Source organism: Streptomyces sp. NPDC002785 (genome assembly GCF_040295565.1).
Taxonomy (GTDB): Bacteria; Actinomycetota; Actinomycetes; order Streptomycetales; family Streptomycetaceae; genus Streptomyces.
This window is the reverse complement of the sequence record NZ_JBEOVN010000390.1, coordinates 1-2,615: the sequence shown is the minus strand read 5'-3', so window position 1 is coordinate 2,615 and position 2,615 is coordinate 1. Positions and strand designations below refer to the sequence as shown.

Here is a 2,615-nt window from a genome sequence, read left to right as displayed (position 1 = left end):
AGCTCAGCACACACCGCGTCCAGCGCCTTGGCGAACACCGGGAACGTCTCATACAACTCACGGCCCATACCGAGCCGCTGACTCCCCTGCCCCGTGAACAGGAACGCCATCCTGCCACCGACCACCGAGCCCCGCACCACGCTCGTGGCCGGCTCGTCGGCGGCCAGGGCCGCCAGGGCGCGGAGGAAGCCGTCGCGGTCTTGCGCCACCAGCACCGCGCGGTCTTCGAAGGCCGCGCGGCCGGTCGCCAGCGAGTGACCGACGTCGACGCAGTCGAGGCCGTCGGTGGAGAGCAGGTGGTCGCGGAGCCTGTGGGCCTGGTCGCGCAGGGCGTCCTGGCCCATGGCCGAGAGCGGCCACGGGACGAACGGCAGCGCCGCGGCCGCCGTGGTGCCGGCCACCGGCTCTGCCGGGGCCTGCTCGATGATCGTGTGCGCGTTGGTGCCACTGATACCGAAGGAGGAGACGCCCGCCCGGCGCGGACGGCCGGTCTCCGGCCAGTCGACGGCCTCGGTCAGCAGCTCGACCGCGCCCGCCTGCCAGTCGATCTCCGACGACGGTTCGTCGACGTGCAGGGTCTTCGGCAGTACGCCATGGCGCATCGCCATGACCATCTTGATGATGCCCGCGACACCGGCCGCGGCCTGCGTGTGACCGATGTTGGACTTGATCGAGCCCAGCCACAGCGGCTGGTCCGCGGACTTCTCCCGGCCGTAGGTGGCCAGCAGCGCCTGAGCCTCGATCGGGTCACCCAGCGTCGTACCCGTGCCATGTGCCTCGACCACGTCCACGTCGACGGCCTTCAGACCGGCGCCGGCCAGCGCCGCGCGGATCACACGCTGCTGGGACGGGCCGTTGGGCGCCGTCAGACCATTGCTCGCACCGTCCTGGTTCACCGCCGTACCGCGCACGACCGCGAGGACCGGGTGCCCGTTGCGCCGCGCGTCCGAGAGCCGCTCGACCAGCAGCATGCCCGCGCCCTCGGCCCAGCCCGTACCGTCGGCCGACGCCGCGAAGGACTTGCAGCGGCCGTCGGTGGACAGGCCACGCTGGCGGCTGAAGTCGATAAAGGTCTCCGGGGTCGCCATCACGGCAACACCGCCGGCCAGGGCGAGTTCGCATTCCCCGTTGCGCAGCGCCTGGATGGCCCAGTGCAGCGCTACCAGCGACGAGGAGCACGCGGTGTCGATGGTGACCGCCGGGCCTTCGAGGCCGAAGGTGTACGCGACCCGGCCGGAGGCGATGCTGCCTGCGTTGCCGGTGCCGATGTAGCCCTCGACGCCGTCCGGAATGCCGTCCGTGCCGGTGACGTAGTCGTGGTACATGACGCCCGCGAACACGCCGGTCTTGCTGCCCCGGACGGTCGCCGGGGCGATGCCCGCCCGCTCGAACGCCTCCCAGGACGTCTCCAGCAGCAACCGCTGCTGCGGGTCCATCGCGAGGGCCTCGCGCGGCGATATCCCGAAGAACGCCGGGTCGAAGTCGGCGGCGTCGTGCAGGAAGCCGCCTTCGCGGGTGTAGCTGGTACCCGCGTGGTCGGGGTCCGGGTGGTAGAGCGCGTCCAGGTCCCAGCCGCGGTCGACGGGGAAGCCGGAGACGCCATCGCCACCGGTGGCGACGAGACGCCACAGGTCCTCCGGCGAACGCACCCCACCGGGGAACCGGCAGCCCATGCCGACGATCACGATCGGATCGTCGTCGGTCGGCGCGAGTGCCGGGCGGGCGACGGCCGGCGCGGTTTCGGTCTGCTCGGTACCGAGCAGCTCGTCCCGCAGATAACCCGCCAGGGCGGTGGGCGTCGGATAGTCGAAGACCAGGGTGGCGGGAAGACGGAGTCCAGTGACCGCCTTGAGGTCGTTGCGCAGCTCGACGGCGGTGAGCGAGTCGAAACCCAGCTCCTTGAACGCCCGTGCGGAGTCCAGGACTTCCGGCCCGGCGTAGCCGAGCACGCCGGCGACCCGATCGCACACCAACTCCAGGAGCGCGGCGTCCCGTTCGGCGTTCGTGGCCATCATGCGCAGACGCTGGACCGGCGAGGAACTGTCTGCGGCCACGGCCGCGCGGCGCACCGGCACGCGTATCAGTCCGCGCAGCAGCGCCGGTACAGTGCCGGTTGCGGTGGCCTCGGTGCGCAGCCCCGCGTGGTCGAGCCGCATCGGGAACAGCACGGTCTCGCCGTCCGCACGGGCGGCGTCGAAAAGTGTGAGGCCCTCTTCGACGGCCATCGGGGCGACGCCGCCGCGCGCGATGCGCCGCAGGTCCGTCTCGTCCAGGTCTGCGGCCATTCCGGAGCCGGCCCACAGACCCCATGCCAGCGCGGTCGCCGGAAGCCCTTGGGCGGCGCGGCGCTGGGCCAGAGCCTCCAGGAAGGCGTTGGCGGCCGCGTAGCCGGCCTGCCCCGGCGCGCCGAACGCGGCGGCGGCGCCGGAGAACAGCACGAACGCGGACAGGTCCAGGTCGCGGGTCAGTTCGTCCAGGTTCAGCGCGGCATCGACCTTGGGCCGCAGCACCCGTTCGACTCGCTCGGGCGTGAGCGAGCCGATGATGCCGTCGTCCAGCACACCGGCGGTGTGCACCACGGCGGTCAGCGGGTGCGCGGCCGGAATCGCCGCCAG

At 72.2% G+C, this 2,615-nt stretch carries 1 protein-coding gene; it reads right to left on the bottom strand.

Going from position 1 to position 2,615, the window contains the following annotated elements:
* The coding region (locus ABTZ94_RS37255) for a type I polyketide synthase (protein ID WP_351207853.1) at positions 1-2,615 on the bottom strand (2,615 nt) is incomplete at both ends.